This window comes from Streptomyces sp. NPDC046881 (assembly GCF_040645015.1).
In the GTDB taxonomy this organism is placed as follows: Bacteria; Actinomycetota; Actinomycetes; order Streptomycetales; family Streptomycetaceae; genus Streptomyces.
Genome location: NZ_JBEYXJ010000019.1, coordinates 1 through 21038 on the forward strand (window position 1 = coordinate 1; position 21038 = coordinate 21038).

Here is a 21038-nt window from a genome sequence, read left to right on the forward strand (position 1 = left end):
GCGGCCGGGCCGCCGTCGCCCCGGCCACCCACGTGATCCGCGTCCCGGAGACCACCGCTGTCGCCTGATGCGCAACTGACACGCCGGTCCACGCGTCGCAGGACACATGGAACGTGCATGGCTCTTCTCCCTCATCCCCCTGGCGATCGGCGTGGTCTTCCTCGCCTTCGGCGTGTACGGTCTGCGCCGCGCCGGCGTGCTGCGCCGCACGGGCGTCGACGCGGAGGCGCGCATCGTCCGGTACGAGGTCCGGCGGAACGACGAGGGCGCCACGTTCCACCACCCGGTCGCGGCCTGGACGGCCCAGGACGGAACCGCGTGTGAGTACGCGTCCAGGTACGGCCGCGGAACCCTGCGCGACACCTTCGGAGTCGGGGCGCGCGTCACGGTCCGGTACGACCCACGGGCCCCCCACCGGTTCGCGATCGAGGGCTGGGACATGCAGGGGCTCGACCTGCTGTTCACGGTGCTGGGGTCGGTGCTGACCACCGGCACGCTGACGGTCCTGCTCGTCCGGCTGCTCACCCTCTGACGCGGCACCGCGGTGAGCGGCGTGCCGTCAGCATCCGGATGTAGGCCGCTGGTCCGATGCGACCCTGGAATGCATCCGGTGGATGGATGCGGCCCGGCGGCGGTGAGTGACAGCGTTGCCCGCATGCCTGCCAACTCCACTTCGACACAGCGACGTTCGACGCCCGAGACGACTCCCGGCCGAAAGGCCCTGACACGCCGCCGCCTGCTGGGAGGCGCGCTGGCGGCCGGCGCCGCCGTACCGCTCGGCCTCGCCGGGGCGGCCCGGGCCGCGGCCTCGGCCGCGCCCGCCCCCGCGCGGCTCGTCCTGCCCGCGCCGACCGGGCCGTACCCGGTGGGCACGGTGGCGCTGCACCTTGTCGACACCGCCCGCCCGGACCCCGTCGCCGGTCCCGGGCGCCACCGGGAGCTGATGGCGAGCGTCTGGTACCCCGCCCGGGACGTCCACGGGTATCCGCGCGCGCCATGGATGTCCGCCGGCGCGCTGCGGGAGCTGCTCGCGTCCGCGGGGTTTCCCGTCGACGCCGCACAGGTGCCCCTCGCCTACGGCCACCAGAGCGCCCCGGTGCGACGGGGCGACCGGGACCTGCCCGTCGTCGTCTTCTCGCACGGCGCGCACAGCCACCGGGCCGACCACACCGTCGTGGTGCAGGAACTCGCCGGCCACGGCTACGTGGTGGTGACGGTGGACCACACCCACGACGCCTTCACCGAGTTCCCCGACGGGCGGATCCTCGCCCCGCTCAGGGACCCGCAGCACGCGATGGGTCCGGCGGACTTCGCCGCGGACATCCGGTTCGTCCTCGACCGTGTCGGGGACCTGGCCGCCGGGCGCAGTCCCGACGCCGGCGGCCGGCCCCTGCCGACGGGCCTGGCCGGCCGGATCGATCCGCGGCGCATCGGCATGTTCGGCTGGTCGAAGGGCGGGACGGCGACCGCTCGCCTCATGCTCGACGATCCACGGGTCCGCGCCGGGCTGAGCCTCGACGGACCGATGCTGCCGGCCGTGACCGGCGAGCTGGACCGGCCGTTCATGATGATGACGGCCCAGTTCACGCGGGCCGCGGAGCCCGGTGTCGCCGAGTTCTGGACGCACCTGCGCGGATGGCGGCTCGACATCCGGGCCGAGGGCGCCGTCCACGCGTCCTACGGCGACAACCAGGTGCTGGTCCCGCAACTGGCGGAGGCGGTGGGCATGAGCGACGAGGAACTGCGCGGCTGGATCGGCACCCTCGACCCCGCGCGGGCGGTCCGCATCCAGCAGGCGTACCCGCTCGCGTTCTTCGACCGGCACCTGCGGCACCGGGGCGGGCATCTGCTCGACGGCCCGTCCCGGGCGTTCCCGGAGGTGACGTTCCTGCCCTGAGGCGAGCCCGGGGAGGCTCGGCATGCACCTCGCGACCGGCTGCGCGACAATGGGAGCACACGAACGTTTGCCTGTCCTGCGCAGGGGCTTGACGCTCCTCGGGGCAGCCGGCATGGAAGGCAGCCGGCATGGAAAGCTTCGACGCCGTGGTGATCGGGTCGGGATTCGGCGGCTCGGTCATGACGGCACGGTTGGCGGAAGCACACAAGCGTGTCTGCCTGCTGGAACGTGGCAGGGCGTACGCGCCGGGCACCTTCCCCCGCGGGCCGCACGCGACCGCGTCGAACTTCTGGGCCCCGGACCACGGGCTGTACGGCATGTTCGACGTGTGGAGCTTCTCGGAACTCGACGCCGTCGTCTGCAGCGGACTCGGGGGCGGTTCGCTCATCTACGCCAACGTCCTGCTGCGCAAACCCGAGAACTGGTTCCCCCAGGACGACGCCCTGGCGGGATCCGGTGAGTACTGGCCGATCGGCTACAAGGAGCTGGTCGCGCACTACGAGAGGGTCGAGCAGGCGATGGGGGTGCAACGGTACCCCACCGACCACGAGCCCTACCGGAGCACGCCGAAGACCCTGGCGATGCAGGAGGCGGCGCAGCGCCTCGGCCTGGAATGGGAACTCCCTCACCTGGCCGTGACCTTCGGCAACCCGGGGGAGAAGCCGGTGCCCGGAGTGCCGGTCGCGGGCGGCGCGGAGAACCGGTACGGGGTTCCGCGCTACACCTGCCGGCTCGTCGGCGAGTGCGACATCGGCTGCAACTTCGGCAGCAAGAACACCCTCGACCTCACCTACCTCGGCACCGCCGAGCAGAAGCACGGGGCCGTGCTCCGCACCGGCTGTGAGGTGAAGTCCTTCACGCCCACCTCCGACGGGTTCCTGATCTCGTACCTCGACCGGCGGCTGGACCGGGCGGAGGGGGAACGGGACACGGCCGTACCCCGCGTCGTACGGGCACACCGGCTGATCCTCGCCGCCGGGGCGCTCGGCACGCCCTATCTGCTCCTGCGCAACCGCAGCCGGCTCCCGGACCTCGGCCCCGCCCTCGGCACCCGCTTCTCCGGCAACGGCGACTTCCTGGGATTCGTCCTCAAGTCCCGGCAACGAGACGGTGGCCAGGAGACACCCCGCCTGCTGCACCCCAGTTTCGGCCCGGTCATCACCAGCGCGATGCGCTCGCCGGACCGGCTCGACGGCGGTACCGGACGCGGCTTCTTCATCGAGGACGCGGGATACCCGGACTTCATCAACTGGCTGGTGGAACAGAACGCCCTCACCGCCTCCGGGCACGTGCTGCGCTTCCTGCTGCGCAGGGGCTGGTCCCGGCTGACCCACAGCCCCCGGAGCGAGGTCGGACGCCAGTTGTCCGACGCCCTGAGCAAGGGCCTGTTCACGGCGACCTCGCTCCCGCTGCTCGGCATGGGCCGGGACATGCCGACCGGCCGGATGCGGCTGCGCGACGGACACCTGGACCTGGACTGGGACACCGCCGCCTCGGACGCCTACTTCCACCGGATGAACGGGACCATGCGCGCACTCTCCTCGGCGCTGGGCGGCTGCTACGCCTCGGACCCGCTGTCGTACCTCAACCGGCTCATCACCGTGCACCCGCTCGGCGGGGCTCCGATGGGCCGCAACCGGCAGGAGGGCGTGGTCGACTCCTACGGACGGGTGTACGGATGCCCGGGCCTGTCGATCGTCGACGGGTCGATCATGCCCGGCCCGGTCGGTGCCAATCCCTCGCTCACCATCGCGGCCCTCGCCGACCGTGCGGCCGACGCCGTCATCGACGATCTCGACGCGGAGAAGCGACGATCCCCGGCAAGGCGGTGACGGACGGATGACGGACGACGGCCAGGGCGGCGCTGACACCCGCCGGGCGCTGATCCTCGCCGGTGGCGGGGTCAAGGTGGCCTTCCAGGCAGGCGTGCTCCAGGTGTGGCTCGACGAGGCGGGCCTGCGGTTCGATCACGCGGACGGTGCCAGTGGCGGCACGTTCAACCTGGCCATGTACTGCCAGGGCATGAGCGGGCGTCAGATCGCGGACAACTGGCGGGAGATACGCCCCCTGCAGGGGGTCAGTCCGCACTGGCGGCAGTACCTGAAGGGCCCGTACGGCTCCTCGCTGTTCACCCTCGACGGTTACCGGCGCAACGTCTTCCGCGGCTGGGGGCTCGACTGGGAGAAGATCCGGGCGACCGACCGGCTCGCCACCTTCAACCTCTACGACTTCTCCCGCAACGAGCTGGAGGTGCTGACCGCCGACCGGATGGACGAGGACCGGCTCGCCGCCGCCGTGTCGCTGCCGATGTGGTTCCCGCCGGTCACCCTCGACGGCAGGGTCTACATCGACCCCGTCTACGTCACCGACGCGAACATCGGTGAGGCGATCCGCCGGGGCTGCGACGAGCTGTGGATCATCTGGACGGTCAGCCAACGGCACCGCTGGCACGACGGATTCGTGGCGCACTACTTCCAGATCATCGAGACGGCGGCCAACAGCCGGCTGCAGGAGTGGCAGCGGCGGATCGACGCCAGCAACACCGCCCTCCGCGAAGGCGGCCGGGGCGAGTTCGGCCGCCCGATCACCGTCCGGATGCTCCAGAGCGAGGTCCCGCTCCACTATCTGGTCAACTTCAGCCGGGACCGCTTCCGGCAGGCCGTGGAACTCGGCGTCCACCAGGCCCGGACCTGGTGCGCGGAGCAGGGGATACCGCTGTCCGCCCCGCTGCCCTGCCCGGCCGCCGGCGGCGGCCGTCTGCGGTTCGGTGAACGCATGACCGGAGCGATCGCCTTCGGCTCCGGGGCGCCCGGCACCCGCGCGCCGCACGACGGCGGCCCGGGCCGGGAACGGCTGTCGGTGCACCTGACCGTGCACATCGACGAACTGGACCGCTTCCTCGTCCACCCCGAGCACCCGGCGACCATCACCGGGCAGATCCACTGCGAGGCGCTGGGCGGACGGTGCGAGGTGGAGTCGGGCCTCTTCAACCTCTTCGTGGAGGAGGGCGACCCGGAACACCTGCGCATGCGCTACCGCCTGTTCTTCACCGACAGGGCCGGGAACCCGCTCACCCTGAGCGGCTGCAAGACCGTCGACGAGGACTCCGGCCACGGGCTGTGGGCCGACACCACGACCCTGCACACCCGGATCCTGCGCGGCACGGTACCGCCCGGCGAGGACGCGGACGCCCAGGTGGTGGCCACCGGAGTGGTACGCCTCCGGCTGCCGGACTTCGTCCGCGAGCTGGCGAGCTTCCGGGTACGGGCGGACACGACCCGCGACCGGCTGACCGCACTGGGCAGATTCGGCCGGTTCTTCGCCGGCCACCTCTGGGACGTGTACTTCCAGGGCGCGCTCGCCTGGTCACCGGTGTGACGGAGTACCGCCGTCGCCGCGCGCGGCGACGCACCGGTGGCGAAATCTTGGGGAGTTGCTGGGCTTCTGCTCTCCGTCTGCTGGGCCGGCTCTGGACGGCGTGTTCCTAGGGTCGTTCCCGTCCCCCGGTGGTCCGGCTTCGGAACACCGAACTCCCCACGTCTGGAGACGAGTTCATGCGTGCCCTGCCCCGCCGTGCCCTCCTCGCCGCTCCCACCGCCGCGCTGGTGTTCGCGCTCGCCGCCTGCGGTGGCGGTTCCTCCGACTCCGGCTCCGGCTCCGGCGGTTCCCGGTCGGACACCCAGCAGGCCGCACAGAGCACCGGCGGTGCGGATGCGGCGGGCGAGGCCGCCGGTGACACCGACGACAAGAAGGAACCGCCGCTGACCGGCGAGGTCAAGCAGAAGGCCGAGGCCGCCGCGCTCGCCGCCCATCCGGGCACCGTGGTCAAGTCCGAGGAGGACGTCGAGCGGCCCGGCATGTACGCGGTGGAGGTGAAGAAGGAGGACGGCACGTCGGTCGAGGTGTACCTGGACAAGTCCTTCAAGGTCACCGGCACCAAGCAGGAGGGCACCGAGGAGAAGGAGAACGCCGGTTGACCGCCGCCCGGCCGGGCGGCCGCCTGCGCCCGCGCACCGTCCCGTACGCCTCCCGGGTCCCCGGCGGCTTCCCGTGAACACCCCGACTCTCCTGGCACAGCTGTGCGAGCCTGTCGCCATGCGGCTCCTGCTCATCGAAGACGACGACCGAATCGCCGGCCCGCTCACCGAAGGGCTCGGACGGTACGGCTTCACCGTGGACCACGTCCGCACCGGTGCCGCCGGCCTCGCCCGCACGGACGGGTCCCCGGACCTGGTCCTGCTCGACCTCGGGTTGCCCGACATGGACGGCCTCGACGTCTGCCGGAGCCTGCGCGCCCGTTCCGCCGTGCCGATCATCATGATCACCGCTCGGGGCGAGGAGGCCGACCGCGTCGTCGGCCTGGAACTGGGCGCCGACGACTACCTCGCCAAGCCCTTCGGCGTACGGGAACTGGTGGCCCGCATCCGCGCGGTCACCCGCCGTACCACCGGCGCGCTGCCCTTCCCGCCGCCGGCGCACCCGCGTACGCCCGAGGCGCCCGGACCGCAGACGCTCGGCGCTCTGCGGATCAACCGCCGCACCCGGCAGGTCCACGTCGGCGGCCGTGAAATACCGCTCACCCCCCGGGAGTTCGACCTGCTCGCCCATCTCGCCGAGGACCCCGGCACCGTCTGTTCGCGGCAGCAGATCATGGACACGGTGTGGGACCCGCACTTCTTCGGACCCACCAAGACCCTCGACGCGCACGTCGCCGCCCTGCGCCGCAAGCTGGGCGACCCGGCCTGGATCACCACCGCCCGCGGTGTCGGCTTCCGCCTCACCGTCCCCGGCGACGACGCCTCGCCCGGGGCGGCGGGATGACCCGGCGCCTGCTGCTCAGTTACCTCGGCCTGGCGATCCTCGTGCTCGCCGGGCTGGAGATCCCGCTCGGCTGGATCTACGCCCGCGGAGAGGTCGCCCGCGCCTCCCAGAGCGTCGAACGCGACGCCTCGATGCTGGCCGAGGTCACCGAGGAGAACATCGAGGAGGGCAACCTCGACGCCCTGCCCGAGGTCGCCGGCGACTACGCCGACCGCACCGGCGGCCGCGTCGTCGTCACCGACAGGAAGGGCGTCGTCCTGGCCGACTCCGACCCGTCCGGCCGTAGCGGAGTCAGCATCGCGGCGCAGCCGGACATCGCCCGCGCCCTGCGCAATCAGCCGACCGTGGGCACCCGGGGCGACGCGCTGTCGGCCACCATGCCGGGTTCCTCCGGCACGAAGATCCGGGGCACCCTCCGCCTGACCTACCCCATGGCGCAGGTCAATGCCCGCGTGCACCGCATCTGGGGCGCCCTCGCCCTGGCCGGGGCCTGCGTCCTGGCCGCCGTGGCGCTGGCCGCCTTCACCCTCGCCCGCTGGATCACCCGCCCGCTGCGCACCTTGGAGGCCGCCACGGCCCAGTTGGCGGACGGCCGGCTCACCCATCCGCCGGACGCCACCACCGGCCCTCCCGAACTCCGCAGCCTCGCCGCCTCCTTCACCCGTACGGCGACCCGACTGCAACACCTCCTCCACGCCCAGCAGGCCTTCGCCTCCGAAGCCTCCCACCAGCTGAAGACCCCGCTGACCGCACTGCGTCTGCGCCTGGAGAACTTCGAGCCTTACCTCGACCCGCGCGCCCACGGCAGCCTGGAGGAGGCCGTCGGCGAGGTGGAGCGTCTCGGCCGCATGGTCCAGGGCCTGCTCGCCCTGGCCCGCCTGGAGAGCACCGCCACCACGCCCGAGCCGGTCGACCTGGACGCCGTCATCGCCGACCGCGTGGCGATGTGGGAGCCGCTGGCCGCCGAGCAGCACGTCGCCCTCGCCGTCACCGGTCGGCCGGCCGGCCGGGTGTGGGCGATCCCCGGGGCGTTGGAGCAGGTCGTCGACAACCTGGTCGCCAACGCCCTGCGGGTCTCCGCGCCCGGCACGACCATCGCCGTGCACCGCACACCCGGCGCCGAACTCCACGTCGTCGACCAGGGGCCCGGCATGAGCGACGCCGAGCGCGCCCGCGCCTTCGACCGCTTCTGGCGCGCCTCCGACTCCCACCACGACGGCACCGGACTCGGCCTGCCCATCGTCCGTCACCTCGTGCACGCCTCCGGAGGCGCCATCAGCCTGCACCCGGCTCCGGGCACCGGCCTGGACGCCGCCGTGCGGCTGCGCCCGGTCACCGGCGGCCGGTCCCGCGGCGCCGGCCACCCCCGATCGACACAGGCGACCGCCACGGCGTTCTGACGCAGCCGACGGCTGCGCCCCCGGACGCCGGGTCACCGCACCGGCCTGTGCGGCCCGTGGGGACCGCCAACGCGCTGACACAGCTCCACGCCGACCCGCACCTGCGGGGCCGCGTCATGTCCGTCTACTTCCTGGTCCTGCTCGGCGGCACCCCGGTGGGCGCCCCGCTGGCCGGCCTGGTGTCCGACGCCCTCGGCGCCCGCGCCACCCTGATCCTGGGCGGCGTCGTCTCGGCCTGCGTCGCGCTCGCGCCGGCCGCCTCGTCGCCACCGCGCGGCCGGCTGCCGGGGGTCCGGCCCGTAAGGGCATGGTTCACGTCCCCGACCGGCGGCCGGGCTGAGCCGACGGCCAGGAGTGACCTGCCGGCGCCGGCCGTGGACGCCCTCGACTGCGCTCACGCGACTCCCGTGTACGCCGCGTGTTCGCCGCGACAGCCTGGTGTGGGCGAAGCGACCCCCGCTGTTATTCAATGAGGTGTGGTCCGAGTACGGCCCCGGCGCTGCGCCGGGGATTGCTGAGAGAGCCGCATGGACTCCACCCCCTCCCCCTCGTCCTCGGCGTTCGACCTGGTCAGCAGCGCCCTGGGGCGGTACATCCCGCGCGGCGGGGCGGCCGGGGACGACCGTTCGGCCGACGCCCGGGGCGACCGCGGCACGCGTGCGGCCGGTGATCCGGCGGCCGGCCGGCAGGAGCAGATCCTCGGCGCGGTCAACCTGGACAGGGATCTGATCATCACCCGCTGCAACGTGGACGCCCCCGTGTTCGCGGGTCTGGAGGCCGGGGTCGGGAAGCCGTTCGTCGATCTGCTGCCGCCCGGGGACGTACCGACGGTCACCCGGCGGTTGCGGCAGGTCCTGGAGACCGGTGAGGCGCACGTCGCCCGGATCCAGCGGCTGCGGCGCGGCGACGGGTCGGAGCTGGTGGTCTCGATGAGCATCCTGCCCGCCGCGGGACCCGAGGAGGGCCTGACCGTCTCCGTGATCGCGATGGCCAGGAGGCTGCACCTCTACGCCGCCGAGACCGCGATCGGCACCTCGCTGGACATCGGCGAGACCGCGCAGTCGCTGGCGGAGTCCCTGCTGGCCTGGGGAGACGTGGCCGCCGTCGACCTCGACTTCGCCGTGTGGACGGGCGAGGGGGTCACCGGGCAGGCGAAGGGGCGCATCCGGCTGCGGCGGGCGGCCCTGGTGCCGGACCGGGCCTGGCCCGAGGGCTACGTGACGCCGGGTGACGATCTCCCCGGCGACGCGAGTCGCCTGCTGGCGCAGGCGGTCCTGCGCGACGACGCCCCGCAGACCATCGTCATACCCGACCGGGAGGCGGTCGAGCGGGTACTGGGCAGTCCCCGGGTGGTGCGTGCCCTGGTGCCCGGCGACCGGTCGGCGGGTGTGGCGTGCATCCCGCTGGTCCTGGACGGCACGCCGCCCGTCGTGCTGGGCGTGGCGGAGGTCTGGCGGCGGGCGGACTGCCCCTTCCGCGACAGCGAGCTGTTCGACCTCCAGGAACTGGTGGCGAGGACCGCCCACCACGTCGACCTGGCGCGTCAGCACCAGCGCGAGCACACGCAGGTACTGGCCCTGCAGCGCCGGCTCCTGCCCCGCACCGGCGGCGACACCGTCGAGATCGCCAGCGTGTACCAGCCCGCAACCCCCGACAGCGCGGGCGTCGGCGGCGACTGGGTGAACAGCTTCCCGCTGCCGGACGGCCGTACCGCGCTGGTGGTCGGTGACGTCGTCGGGCACGGCCTGGGAGCCGCGGCGACCATGGGCCAGCTGAGCATGGAGGCCCGCGCGCTGCTGTCCGCGGGGCTCGCGCCCGACGAGGTACTGGAGCACCTGGACGCGACCGTGTCGCTGCTGGACGACGCGGAGTCCGGGCTGACGGCCGGCTACAGCGCGCTCGGGTCGACCTGCTGCATCGCCCTCTACGACCCGGTCGGCCACCACGTCACCCTGTCCAGCGCTGGTCACCTCCCGCCGGTCCTGATCTCCCCGGACGGGCACGCGGGCCCGCTCGCGGTCCGCCCGCACCCCGGGCTGGGCGCCGAGTTCGCGCTGCGGGAACCGTTCGACGTGCACACCTTCGACGCACCCCCGGGCTCCCTGCTCGCCCTCTACACCGACGGCCTGGTGGAGGATCCGGCCGTGTCGATCGACGAGGGCATCGGCAGGCTGGCGGACGCCGTGTCCACGGTGCACCCCTGGGACACCCTGCAGCAGGCCGCACGGCACGTCGTCTCCGCGCTGGCACCCGCGCACCAGCGCGACGACGTGACCCTGCTGCTCGCGCGGATGATCGGCTACCGCGCGGGGGACACCGCGACCTGGCGGCTGCCCGCCCGCTACGACGCCCCCGCCCGTGCCCGCGCGGAGGTCTGCGCGCTGCTGCGGCAGTGGCGCACCAGGGACGACACCCGGGACACCGTGCTGGTGCTGGTCAGCGAGCTGGTCACGAACGCGGTGCGCTTCGCCACCGGCCCCGTCACGGTACGGCTGATCAGGGCCGGCCACGGCCTGCTGTGCGAGGTGGGCGACACCGGCAACGGCAGGCCGCGGCTGCGGCGGGGCGGCCCGTTCGACGACGCCGGTCGCGGCCTGCACGTCGTGCACCGGCTCACCACCCGGTGGGGGGTGCGGTGGACGGACACCGGCAAGGTGGTCTGGGCCGAAGTCGCGAGGTGACCCCGGTCACGCGCCGGGGGCCCGGCTACAGCCACACCCCTTCCAGGGCGGTGGCGGTGAGGCCCGGTGCCGCCGCGTACAGGACGGCGCGGTCGCCCGGCTTCTGCCGGCCGGCGTCGTGCGCCCGCCGCAGGATGTCGAAGACGGCGGCGCCTCCGCGGTTGCCGCTGGTGTAGCTGTCCCGGCTGTGGTCGAGCAGTCCCGACGGCCAGGTGTCGGGCATCGTCTGCTCCATGTACTCCAGCACCCGCGTCCCGCCGGGGTGCGCGAGCAGCACATCGGGGTGCCAGGCGTCGGGGGAGTCCTGGTACCGGGTGCGCAGCCACTCCCACATCGCGGTGACCGTCTGCTGTACGGCGCGCGGCCCGCGCCGGTCCATCACGAAGTGGGTGCCGTCCGCCCGCGTCTCCAGGCGGTGCAGGTCCTGGGTGCCGGGCAGGGTGTGGTGCCAGGCGGCGTCCAGCCGCAGCACCGACTCGCGCCTCGGGCGGCCCGTGACCACCGCGGCGACCGCGGTGTCCGCGAACAGCAACCGGACGATCAGGGACTCCAGGGTGTCGTCCGCGGGCTGGTAGGTGGTGCTGAGCGCCTCCGCGATGACGACCAGGACCACCCGGTCGGGGTCCGCGGCCACGAGGTCCGCCGCCAGTGCCAGGGAGCGGGTCCCCGCGATGCAGGCCCACTGCGTGGCCGGCAGCAGCATCGCGTCGTTGCGGAGCCGCAGCCTGTTGGCCAGGGCTATGTCCAGACCCGGCAGCGCCGGGGTGGTGGAGTTGCTGGTGATCAGGCAGTCGACGTCCGCGACGTCCAGTCCGGCGATCTGCAGGGCCCCGCGGGCCGCGTGCTCCCCGTAGGACTGTACGGCCTCCCAGGCCGGCGCGGTGCGCTCCTGGACGGTCTGCGGCGCGGGTATGGACTCCAGGGCGGCGAGCGCGCGCTCCACGTCCCGCGGGGTGAACCCCTCGCCGGCCAGCGCCTTTTGGGCCGGCTCGACGCCGACGGCGCGCAGCGCGCTGCCGTCTCCGGGCGCGACGGCGCTCTCCAGCGGCAGCATCCACCCGCGGCTCTCGATGCCCGTACTGGCCGCGATGCTGTCGATCCGCGGCGCCCACGCGGCGTGCGGGTGGCGGTCGCGTACCTCCGCCACGATCTGGCTGGTCTTCACGGCGTGCTTGCCGTGTATCACGGCAGGAGGGCACAGGTAAGCGGCCATGATGGGGCACCTTTTCAGGGGGAATGGGGAGAAAATGGCGAAAACAGGGGAGATGTCACGCGCTTCGAGGATGGCCGCTAAATGGACATTTCCGCTGTGATGCAGACAACTTAGGCGCCCTGGGGATGCGTGACACGGCACACACCGCCGCACCGGCTCATGCCTGACACACCGTCAGCCCGGACGGTGCAACCTAGTGGGCCGGTTGTGAGTCTCCTGAGCGATCACATCGTGATCGGATCCACGAGGAGACATCATCAACGCCATACGCAAGACCCTCACCGCCACCGCCGTCGTCGGCGCCGTCCTCGCGGGCTCCGCCGCCTGCGGCACGGTGGAGCAGCTCTCCGCCGGCAAGAAGCTCGACCGGGCCTTCGAGAAGCTGGGGGAGAAGAAGGCGCTCTCCTTCGAGCTCGACCTGGACACCGACGTCGCGTCCCTGAAGGCGCTGGACGCCGAGTCCGACCCCGCGCCCGGCGAGGAGATGCCGGACGAGGCCGCCAAGATGATGAGCGGTGCGACGATCACGTTCACCGTGCAGTCGAAGAAGCCGATCGACGAGTCCGGGCAGAAGGACTTCGTCGGCATGGCCGTGAAGATCAGCAGCCCGGACGGCGACCTCGTCGAGTACCGGGTGATCGGCGACTGGGTCTACATCCGGGTCGACGCCGACACCCTGGGCAAGACGACGGGCACCCCCGTACCGACCGCCGACGACCTGCCCCCCGAGGCCGGAGCGCTCAAGGACGCCCTCAAGGGCAAGTGGGTCAAGTTCTCCGTCAAGGAGATGGAGAAGTCGACCGCCGAAGGCCGGGAGGCCCACGGCGGTTCCGCGCACGACAGGTCCCTCGACGCCAGGACGCAGAAGAAGCTCGTGCAGTCCCTCCGCGAGGTCGTCGCCCGGGAGGTGCGGTTCAAGACGGCCGGCGGCAAGGACGGCACCGAGCACGTCACCGCCACGGCCCCCTTCCGTACGCTGATCACCGGGCTGTTCCGTGAGATCCGTCCGCTGGCGAAGGACCTGCCGCCGGGCATGGAGCTGCCGACGGACAAGGACCTGAAGGACGCTCCCGACACCAAGGTGACGGCGGACTTCACGCTCAGGAACGGTGAGCTGTCCGAGGTGGACGTGGACCTCGCGGCCCTGGCCCGCAACGCCAAGGTCAGGAAGCTGGGCCTGACCGTGCGCATGAGCGAGGGCACCAGGCCCACCGCCCCGGCCGGTGCCACGAAGCTGGACCTGAAGGACCTCATGGGCGGCTTCTTCGGCGGCCCGGCGATGAACGACGCCGAGTTCGGCGACAGCGACCTCGCCGGGCAGGACTTCCCGCAGGACGAGTTCTGAGGCACCCGGTCCGGTACGTGTCGCCTCGGTGCATGTGCGGACGCGCCGAGGCGGCACGGGCGCCGCATCCGGGAGCGGGGACGCGTCACCCGGGCGTGTGCTGCCCGGCCCGGGTGCGTGCGGCCACCCACAGGGCGATCCGCGTGCGTGACCGGATGCCCAGCTTGTCGCGCACCTTGTCCAGGTGCGTGGCGACCGTACGGGCCGAAAGACCCAGCCGTTCCCCGATCTGACGGTTGGTCAGTCCGTCGGCCACGAGCTCGGCCACCATGAACTCCCGTGCGGTGAGCGGGCACCGGTCGCCGACGATCCGCGCATCGTCCGCCGTCCGGTGGTCGCCGCTCCGTGTCCGGAGCGCGTACGCGACGAGCCGGTCCTCGCGCAGCCGGCGACCGCCGCTGACGGCCGCCTCCCGCGCGGCCGCCGGCAGCCCCGTCCCGGCACGCGCCACGGTCCGTTCCAGCCGTAGTCGCCACGGGGTCTCGGACACGGTGTCGAGTCGGCTGCGTGCCTGCGCGCTCGCCTCGTACAGCAGCAGGGCCCGCCGGAGGTCGCCGCTCTCGGCGGCCACGAGGGCCAGGCCCTCCACGGGGTAGAGCGCGTGGAAGCTGCTCGGGGGGACGATCCGCAGCACCTCGGCGAACAGCGCCTCGGCACTGTCCAGTTGCCCCAGCGCCAGCCGCACGGCGCCCGCCGTGTGCAGCGCGGCCGCGACCCGGCTCCAGGGGGCGTGGGCCCGGAGCACGGGCAGGCAGCGGGACATGAGCGTGTCGGCCTCCCGTTCCCCGCCAGCCTGCAGCAGCGCCCAGGCCAGGTGGTGGGTGCACCACGCGGTGTCCCGGGGGTTGTCCAGCGTGGCGAGGACGTCCAGGCACGCGCGCAGATCCGCGACGGCCGCGGCGTACTCCCCGCGGCACAGCCGCGCCGCGGCGCGCGCGTCCAGGGCGTTGGCGAGCCCGGCGGGGTGACGGCGCGTGCGCTCCATGCTCACCGCCTGCTCGCCGAGGCGCAGCGCCCCCGCCAGGTCGGCCTGCTGGCAGGCCACCCGCGCGGCCAGCGCCGGCACCGCCCCGCCGAGTGCCCGGGCGCCGGTCTCCCGCAGCAGACCGGTCAGCAGGGCGCGGGCGGCTGAGGGCTGTTCCCGCTCGTAGTGCACGCGCGCCAGTTCCAGCACCAGCCGCGGCCGGGAGGCGCCGTGGCGGACGGTGGCACAGGCCAACGCGGCCGCGAGGTTGTCCTGTTCCACGGCCAGCGGGCTGCCGGCCTGGTCGGGGAACACCTCGTCGCCGGCCTCGTCCGCCAGGCCGTTCAGCCACTCGACCACCCGGTGCCTGGTGGCGCGCAGCTCGCCGGACGCGCGCAGGCGCTCCAGGGCGTAGGCGCGGATGGTGCTCAGTTGTCTGAACCGTGCCGTCGACGCGTCTCCGGCCGGCCGCACGATCAGGGACTTGGCTTCGAGGGCGCACAGGATGCCGATCACCTGCGCCGGTGCGACGCCGTCGCCGGCGCAGACCGCCCGCGCCGCGGCCGTGTCGAACCCGCCGACGAGGACCCCGAGACGCCGGAAGACCGCCTGTTCGGCCGGATCGAGCAGGCGGTGGCTCCAGTCGACCGCGGCGGCCAGCTCACGGTGGCGCCCGGGTCCGGTCCGGTGCCCGCCTGCCAGGAGGGACAGCTGGGACATCTGGTCGTCCAGTCCTGCCAGGATCTCGCTCGGCGCCAGGGTCCCGGCCCGGCGCGCCGCCAGCTCGACGGCGAGTGTGAGGCCGTCCAGCCGCCGGCAGATCTCGGCCACCGTCCGGCCGTTTCCGCGGTGGAGCGTGAACCCCGGTGAGCAACTGGAGGCACGTTCGACGAACAGCCGTACGGCGTCCGCCCGCAGCAGGACCGCCGGGTCGTCCCCGGCGCCGGCCGGCGGCAGCGACAGCTCACCGACGCGGAGCACGGTCTCGCCGGGCACCCGGAGGGCCTCGCGGCTGGTGGCCAGGATCCGCAGGCGCGGACAGCGGCTCAGCAGGGCCGCGATCAGCCGGGCGCACGGCTCGGCCAGATGCTCGCAGTTGTCCAGGACCAGCAGCCGTCGGGCGTCGCCGAGCGCGTCGACCAGGACGTCGACACCGGATCGCCCTGCCCGTTCTCCCACGGCCAGCGCGGCGGCGACGGACTGGGCGAGCGCGGCGCCGTCCTGCAGCGCGTCGAGTTCGACCAGGTCCACCCGCCCGTGGCGGCCGGCCGGCCCCCTGGCGAACTCCAGCGCCAACCGCGTCTTGCCGACGCCACCGGCACCGGTCAGCGTCACGAGCCGCGACGCCCTGGACAGGGCGCGCAGCCGGGACAGCTCCGCCCGTCGGCCCACGAAGGAGTCGAGGGCCCGCGGCAGGCCGCCGGCCGAGGAGGCGGCGCCCGGAGCGGGCGGTGACGTGACCGTCTGCGCCCGGCGTGCCGAGCGTTGCCGGAACGCCCGTTGCCGGCACGCGCCGGAGCAGTAGCGAGCCGGCCGGCCGCGGCGGGGGCCACCGGGCAGAGGCGCGCCGCACGACTCACATGTCATGCTCCGGTCATCCCCGGTCCGGTGGGCGCCCATTCCGGTTCTCGTTCCGCTTCTCCGGACGACACACTTCTGGCGGCCGGCCGGCCGCGCGGCCGCGGCAGCCGGCCCCGGTGCAGTGGACCGGCTACCGCTCGGACGGGAGCGTCAGGGTACGGCGTCGGGATCGATGCCGAGTACGACGGTGCCGGTCACTCCCTTGCCGAGGTCGCTGCCGGTCTGTGTGACGGTCAGCAGGGTGGAGGATCCGCCGTTGCGGTAGATGCCGTCCCTGGCGTTGAGCGTCCGGGTGGCCGTGTTGCTCCGGTAGGGGGCCAGGGTGGCGATCCTGCTGTTGTACGTCTCCGGGAAGTACAGCTGGCCGGTGTGGGAGACGTGCCCGCCCTGGTACCTGCCGTTCGTGACCGTGCCGCCGACATGCGTCTTGACGTGGATGTGGAGGGCGCGGCCGACGTACCAGCCGGGGTAGACGGTGGTGAACTCCGCGACGCCGGTGGAGTCGGTCAGTTGCACGCCGCGCAGGAAGGTCGTGTCCGGTGTGGAGCCGCCGGCCACGTATCCCGAGTAGACGCCGAGAGCGTCGCAGTGCCAGATGTCGACCGCCGTGCCGGGCAGCGCGGCGCAGGTGGCCGTGTCGATCACCTTGACGCGCAGGGTGAGCGGTACGCCGGCCTTGCCCTCGGTGATGTTCTTGCGGACCGTCTCCAGGTCCAGGTAGTAGGGCCCCTCGGTCTGCTCGGGGGTGAGGACGCAGTCGGCGGCCTCCCGGGCCGGGGCCGGGGCGGCGCCGTTCCGGTCCGCGGCCGCGGTCGCCTGACCGGCCGTGAGCCCCAGAGCGGCCGCTCCGAGGGTCGCACCGCCCAGGGCGGCTATGACGGTCCTGCGGCTCGCGCCGGCCGGGCCGTCGGCCTGTTCGGAGTCGCGCCGGCGTTCCGGGGAATGGGGGTGGGGGGTGTCAGTCATGTGATCAGAATGGCGCGGGTGACGGTCCGTGGCATCGATCGGATGACCGGTGAATCCGGCACGCGTTACGAAACTCCGGGGCCCCGCCGCGGCCACTCCGGGCGGACACGTGGCCGGGGGCCGCTCCGGCTCACAAGGCGGGATCGTCCAACTGGTCGAGGTCGAACTGGTCGAGGAGGAAGTCGACCGGCGCGAGGCGCGAGGTGGCCGACGTGTCGTCGTGAAGATCCAGTTCCGCCCAGATGACCTTGCCGCGGGACGTGTACCGCGTCCCCCACCGCTGGGCGAACTGCGCCACCAGGAACAGCCCCCGCCCGCCTTCGTCCGTGGTCGCCGCCCGCCGCAGGCGCGGCGAGGTGCCGCTGCCGTCCGACACCTCGCAGATCAGACAGCGCCCGCGCAGCAGCCGCACGGCCACCGGCGGCGAGCCGTACCGGATCGCGTTCGTGACCAGTTCGCTGACGATCAGTTCCGTGGCGAATCCGGCCTCCTCCAGCCCCCACTCCCGCAGCGTCTCCCTGCACCGTGCCCGCACCGAGGGAACCAGCGCGGGGTCGGCCGGCACGGACCACTCCGCCACGCACGAGGACGGGACCGTCCGGGTACGTGCCGTCAGCAGCGCGATGTCGTCGGAGGAGTGCGACGGCTTCAGCGCGTCGATCACCGCCTGGCACGTCTCCTCCGGGGTGCGGCTACCCGACCCTTCCAACGCACGGCGCAGCCTCTCCATCCCGACGTCGATGCCGTGGGTGCGGTCCTCCACCAGGCCGTCGGTGTACAGCACCAGTTGCGAACCCTCCGGCAGGGACAGCTCGGTGGTCTCGAACGGGTAGCCGCCCAGGCCGAGCGGCGCCGAGGCCGGCACCCCGGCACAGGCGACCGTCCCGTCCGGGTGCACCACCACCGGTTCCGGATGCCCCGCACGCGCCATGGTGCAGACCCCCGCCACCGGGTCGTAGACCACGTAGAGGCAGGACGCCCCGGTCACGCCCTCGCCTTCGTGGTCCTCCGCGGCAGCACCCGCGTGCTCCTCGTTGTCCATGCGGACGACCAGGTCGTCCAGGTTCCCGAGCACCTCGTCCACGGGCAGGTCCAGGACGGCGAAGTTGTGCACCGCGGTACGCAGCCGGCCCATCGTCGCCGCCGCGTGCAGGCCGCGCCCGACGACATCGCCCATCACCAGGGCCACGCGGGCCCCCGGGAGCGGGATGACGTCGAACCAGTCCCCGCCCACCCCCGCCTCCGCCGGCAGATACCGCCAGGCCACCTCCAGCGCGTCCTGCTCCGGCTGCCCCCGCGGCAGCAGACTGCGCTGCAGCGTCACCGCCATCGCGTGCTCCCGGGTGAACCTCCGGGCGTTGTCGATGGCCACCGCCGCCCGTACGGCCAGTTCCTCGGCGAAGGCGAGATCCTCCGGTTCGAACGCCGGGGAACCCACCGTCCGGTAGAAGTTCACCACGCCCAGCGCCACGTTCCGCGCCCGCAGCGGCACGGTCACCAGCGACCGCAGCCCGCTCTCCAGGGCCTTCCGGGCGCGCTCCGGATCCTGTTCCCGCCAGCCCTGGGCCTGCCGCAGGTCCGGCTCCAGCAGACCCCGCCCCTCCCGCAGCGTCCGCATCTGCGGGCTCCGGGGCGAGAAGGTGATCATTTCGCCCAGCGGGTACACCGGCATCATCCGCTGTGCGCCGCCGATCGCCGCCCGGCGCAGGTGCCGCCAGCCCTCCGCGGTCGGCTCCCACCCCCGCAGCACCGCGTCGAGCAGGTCCACCGTCACGAGGTCGGCGAACTGCGGTGCCGCCACCTCGGCCAGTTCCTGGGCCGTGTGCCCCACGTCCAGCGTCGTGCCGATTCTCACCCCGGCCTCGTACAGCAGCTCCAGCCGCTCCCGTGCGACCTCGGCCCGTCCCGAGACCGCCGCCAGCTCCGTGGTGTCCCGCAGGGTCAGCACGCTGCCTCCCCGGTCGGCCTGCGGGTACGTCGGCCGCTTGTTCACCGCCAGCAACCGGTTCCCCGCGCGGTACACCTCATCGGTGACCGCCTCCGGCCAGGACAGCAGGCGCATGAGCGGCTCCGGCAGTCCCAGCTCCCGCACCGGGCGCCCCTGCGCGTCCTCCGGCAGCCCGAGCAGCCGCTTCGCCTCGTCGTTCGCGAGCAGCAGCCGTCCGTCGGCACCGGTGATCAGCACCCCCTCCCGCACCGCGTGCAGGACCGCGTCGTGGTGCTCGTACAGCTGCGCCAGCTCCACCGGGGACAGGCCGTGCGTGTGCCGCCGCAGCCGCCGGGACACCAGCGTCGTTCCCGCCATGGCCAGCGCCACCGCGACCCCGCCGCTGGCCAGGATGATCGGCAGCTGCGGCAGCCACAGTGCCGCCACGTTCCTGACCGTGAGCCCGGCGGAGACCAGGCCGACCACCTTGCCGCGCGGGTCGGTCACCGGGACCACCGCCTGCACGCCCGTCCCCCTGCCCGCGGGCAGGGGCGGCCCGCCGGCCTGCTCGATGACGGTACGGCCCTTCAGTGCCGGTCCGATGGTGCCGACGAACTTCTTCCCGATCTCCCGCGGATAGGGGTACGTGTAACGAATCCCCGTCGTGCTCATGACGACGATGAAATCCACGCCCGCGCGTTTGCGGGCCGCCTCGGCCCGGGGCTGGAGCACCGCCGACGGGTCCCGGCTCTGCACGGCCGCGGCCGTTCCAGGGGCGTTCGCGAACGACTGGGCCGCGATGACGGACTCCCGCCGGCCCCGCTGCAGTGCGTCGTTCGCCGCCTGGAGCATCATGCCCACGACCGCGGCCACGACCAGCAGGAGCACGATGACGACCTGGAGCAGGAACACCTGACCGGCCGCACTGCGCACGTTCAGCAGAGAAGAGCGACGTTCGCGTGGGCGTCCGACCGGCGGATGACGTTCCGGGCTACGAGGGCGCCCGGAAAATACCTCCATACACCCTTGATAACACCACCGTCACACACCTGATAACAGCACTGCGGGGAAGCCGGCGCGGGGGGCTCGTCCACCAACGAAGACCGTTCTGCCCCGATAAGATACTTTTGTGATCAGTACTGGACGGCCTCGGCGTCACCGCCCGCCCTACGGTGGCCGACGCGAGACCGTGGTGCTGTCCCCCGTGCTCCTCACCGTCCTCATCTCCGGCCTGGCCTTCGCCACCCCCCGGGAGATCGCCTTCAGCCGTCTCCTGCCCGCGGCACCCGCCCTGGCCGCCGCGATGTGGCCCGTGCTCCCGACGCTCCTGCTGGGGGCGTTCTGCCTGCTGGTCATGATCGGGCTCAGCCTCGTCTACACCGATCTGGGAACGCCCTACACCGCGGCTGCGATCGTCGCGGTCACGCTGGCGGCCGCCTACACCAGCCATCTCCGGCTCCAGCGGGAGGAGACCCTCTTCCAGATCCGGCTCGTCGCCGACGCCGCCCAGCAGGTGCTGCTGCGCCCGCTGCCGCGCCGGGTCCAGGACGTCGAGATCGAGTCGCTGTACCTGGCGGCCCAGGAGCAGGCCCGGATCGGAGGCGACTTCTACGAGGTGGCCGACACGCCGTACGGGGTACGGCTGCTCATCGGTGACGTGCGCGGCAAGGGGCTGTCGGCGGTGGGGGCCGCCTCGGCGGTGATCAACTGCTTCAGGGAGAACGCGTACGACCAGCCCGACCTGAGGGGCATCATCCATCGTCTGGAGACCAGCATCGGCCGCTACAGCCTCGCGAGACTCGACCCGGACCAGCCCGAGCACTTCGCCACCGCGCTGATCGCCGAGATCAAGTACGGCGGCGGCCAGGTGAAGATCCTCAACTGCGGACACCCCCCGCCCCTGCTGATGCGCAGCGGAGAGATCAGCGTCCTTGAGCCCACCGTCCCCTCGCCGCCCCTCAACCTCGCCTCGCTCATCGGCGACGAGTACACCATCGACACCCTCGTCTTCACCTCGGGCGACCAGATGCTGCTGTACACCGACGGTGTGACGGAGACCCGGGACCGCTCCGGAGCGTTCTTCCCGCTGCCCGAGTGGGTACGGCGGCTCGGCCCGGCGGCGCCCCGCGAGCTGCTGGACCGGCTGCACCAGGACCTGCTCCACTACAGCGGCGGACGGCTCGACGACGACATCGCGGCCGTCGCCGTACGCTGCGGACGGCCCGAAGCTGCGGAGCGCTGAC

The 21038-nt window shown here is 73.0% G+C and carries 15 protein-coding genes; 11 read left to right on the top strand and 4 right to left on the bottom strand.

Going from position 1 to position 21038, the window contains the following annotated elements:
* Positions 1-106: 106 nt before the first annotated feature.
* From ABZ923_RS12250 to ABZ923_RS12290, 9 genes are all read left to right on the top strand, one after another.
* On the top strand, positions 107-532 hold the full coding sequence (locus tag ABZ923_RS12250) for a DUF3592 domain-containing protein (RefSeq protein WP_361470109.1): 426 nt from the start codon (positions 107-109) through the stop codon (positions 530-532).
* Between the two features lie 123 nt (positions 533-655).
* Entirely contained in the window at positions 656-1897 is a 1242-nt protein-coding gene (locus ABZ923_RS12255) for an acetylhydrolase (protein WP_361470111.1), read from the top strand.
* Positions 1898-2025: 128 nt separating this feature from the next.
* The gene (locus tag ABZ923_RS12260) at positions 2026-3729 is read left to right on the top strand and encodes a GMC family oxidoreductase (protein ID WP_361470113.1); all 1704 of its coding nucleotides are present in this window, start codon (positions 2026-2028) and stop codon (positions 3727-3729) included.
* 7 nt (positions 3730-3736) lie between these two features.
* Positions 3737-5275: a patatin-like phospholipase family protein gene (locus ABZ923_RS12265; protein ID WP_361470115.1), complete on the top strand. Its 1539-nt coding sequence runs from the start codon at positions 3737-3739 to the stop codon at positions 5273-5275.
* Positions 5276-5451: 176 nt separating this feature from the next.
* On the top strand, positions 5452-5874 hold the full coding sequence (locus ABZ923_RS12270) for a peptidase (RefSeq protein ID WP_361470117.1): 423 nt from the start codon (positions 5452-5454) through the stop codon (positions 5872-5874).
* Positions 5875-5992: 118 nt separating this feature from the next.
* Positions 5993-6718, top strand: coding sequence for a response regulator transcription factor (locus ABZ923_RS12275; RefSeq protein ID WP_361470119.1), 726 nt, complete (start codon positions 5993-5995; stop codon positions 6716-6718).
* A complete protein-coding gene (locus tag ABZ923_RS12280) occupies positions 6715-8118 on the top strand; it encodes a HAMP domain-containing sensor histidine kinase (RefSeq protein ID WP_361470121.1) in 1404 nt (467 codons plus the stop codon). The genes ABZ923_RS12275 and ABZ923_RS12280 overlap by 4 nt, the downstream gene beginning before the upstream one ends.
* 56 nt (positions 8119-8174) lie before the next feature.
* Positions 8175-8591: a hypothetical protein gene (locus tag ABZ923_RS12285; RefSeq protein WP_361470123.1), complete on the top strand. Its 417-nt coding sequence runs from the start codon at positions 8175-8177 to the stop codon at positions 8589-8591.
* Positions 8592-8645: 54 nt separating this feature from the next.
* Complete coding sequence (locus ABZ923_RS12290) at positions 8646-10799, top strand: SpoIIE family protein phosphatase (RefSeq protein ID WP_361470125.1); 2154 nt, start codon at positions 8646-8648, stop codon at positions 10797-10799.
* 25 nt (positions 10800-10824) lie between these two features.
* Here the strand turns inward: ABZ923_RS12290 and ABZ923_RS12295 are convergent, their stop codons facing one another.
* Positions 10825-12012 carry a type III polyketide synthase gene (locus ABZ923_RS12295; RefSeq protein ID WP_361470127.1) on the bottom strand — a complete coding sequence of 396 codons (1188 nt, stop codon included), beginning with the start codon at positions 12010-12012 and terminating at the stop codon, positions 10825-10827.
* Between the two features lie 334 nt (positions 12013-12346).
* Between ABZ923_RS12295 and ABZ923_RS12300 the strand changes: the two genes are divergently transcribed.
* Complete coding sequence (locus tag ABZ923_RS12300; RefSeq protein WP_361470129.1) at positions 12347-13357, top strand: hypothetical protein; 1011 nt, start codon at positions 12347-12349, stop codon at positions 13355-13357.
* A gap of 85 nt (positions 13358-13442) precedes the next feature.
* Here the strand turns inward: ABZ923_RS12300 and ABZ923_RS12305 are convergent, their stop codons facing one another.
* The 3 genes from ABZ923_RS12305 to ABZ923_RS12315 all read right to left on the bottom strand — a co-directional run bounded on the left by ABZ923_RS12305 (position 13443) and on the right by ABZ923_RS12315 (position 19815).
* Entirely contained in the window at positions 13443-15908 is a 2466-nt protein-coding gene (locus tag ABZ923_RS12305; protein WP_361470131.1) for a LuxR C-terminal-related transcriptional regulator, read from the bottom strand.
* 144 nt (positions 15909-16052) lie between these two features.
* Positions 16053-16868, bottom strand: coding sequence for an intradiol ring-cleavage dioxygenase (locus ABZ923_RS12310; RefSeq protein ID WP_361470133.1), 816 nt, complete (start codon positions 16866-16868; stop codon positions 16053-16055).
* Positions 16869-16998: 130 nt separating this feature from the next.
* The gene (locus ABZ923_RS12315; RefSeq protein ID WP_361470135.1) at positions 16999-19815 is read right to left on the bottom strand and encodes a SpoIIE family protein phosphatase; all 2817 of its coding nucleotides are present in this window, start codon (positions 19813-19815) and stop codon (positions 16999-17001) included.
* A gap of 109 nt (positions 19816-19924) precedes the next feature.
* Between ABZ923_RS12315 and ABZ923_RS12320 the strand changes: the two genes are divergently transcribed.
* Positions 19925-21037: a PP2C family protein-serine/threonine phosphatase gene (locus ABZ923_RS12320; protein ID WP_361470137.1), complete on the top strand. Its 1113-nt coding sequence runs from the start codon at positions 19925-19927 to the stop codon at positions 21035-21037.
* Position 21038 lies beyond the last annotated feature (1 nt).

Bases quoted from the DNA above. Each gene is read 5' to 3' on its own strand.
- ABZ923_RS12250 (WP_361470109.1), top strand. From the start codon at position 107: ATGGAACGTGCATGGCTCTTCTCCCTCATCCCCCTGGCGATCGGCGTG.
- ABZ923_RS12255 (WP_361470111.1), top strand. From the start codon at position 656: ATGCCTGCCAACTCCACTTCGACACAGCGACGTTCGACGCCCGAGACG.
- ABZ923_RS12260 (WP_361470113.1), top strand. From the start codon at position 2,026: ATGGAAAGCTTCGACGCCGTGGTGATCGGGTCGGGATTCGGCGGCTCG.
- ABZ923_RS12265 (WP_361470115.1), top strand. From the start codon at position 3,737: ATGACGGACGACGGCCAGGGCGGCGCTGACACCCGCCGGGCGCTGATC.
- ABZ923_RS12270 (WP_361470117.1), top strand. From the start codon at position 5,452: ATGCGTGCCCTGCCCCGCCGTGCCCTCCTCGCCGCTCCCACCGCCGCG.
- ABZ923_RS12275 (WP_361470119.1), top strand. From the start codon at position 5,993: ATGCGGCTCCTGCTCATCGAAGACGACGACCGAATCGCCGGCCCGCTC.
- ABZ923_RS12280 (WP_361470121.1), top strand. From the start codon at position 6,715: ATGACCCGGCGCCTGCTGCTCAGTTACCTCGGCCTGGCGATCCTCGTG.
- ABZ923_RS12290 (WP_361470125.1), top strand. From the start codon at position 8,646: ATGGACTCCACCCCCTCCCCCTCGTCCTCGGCGTTCGACCTGGTCAGC.
- ABZ923_RS12295 (WP_361470127.1), bottom strand. From the start codon at position 12,012: ATGGCCGCTTACCTGTGCCCTCCTGCCGTGATACACGGCAAGCACGCC.
- ABZ923_RS12305 (WP_361470131.1), bottom strand. From the start codon at position 15,908: ATGACATGTGAGTCGTGCGGCGCGCCTCTGCCCGGTGGCCCCCGCCGC.
- ABZ923_RS12310 (WP_361470133.1), bottom strand. From the start codon at position 16,868: ATGACTGACACCCCCCACCCCCATTCCCCGGAACGCCGGCGCGACTCC.
- ABZ923_RS12315 (WP_361470135.1), bottom strand. From the start codon at position 19,815: ATGGAGGTATTTTCCGGGCGCCCTCGTAGCCCGGAACGTCATCCGCCG.